Here is a 264-nt window from a genome sequence, read left to right on the forward strand (position 1 = left end):
CTCTCCCGCGGTGAAGAGCGCCGAGCGGCGGACGCCGATGTGCCCGAGGACCGAAGACTTCCACGAGGCGTCGACATCGACTGCGACGCGGATCTCCGGACGTTCGCCCGGCCCCTTGATGCTGTCGATGAGGTCGAGATGCGCCGGGTCGTCGACCATGAGCGTGATGCGGCGCGCCGCCTGCTCATCGGCGAACAGGCTCTCGAGGCTCGTCCGGTCCACCGTCGGGTAGGCGAGCACGATGTCGTCGTGGGTCTCGGCGAG

The 264-nt window shown here is 68.9% G+C and carries 1 pseudogene; it reads right to left on the reverse strand.

The features are described 5' to 3' along the window. Nucleotides 1-264: pseudogene (locus SB658_RS24710) on the reverse strand (hypothetical protein); the annotation flags it as partial.

Origin of the sequence: Bacillus sp. SIMBA_008, from assembly GCF_046535495.1 — a bacterium.
GTDB classification, from domain to species: domain Bacteria; phylum Bacillota; class Bacilli; order Bacillales; family Bacillaceae; genus Bacillus; species Bacillus subtilis.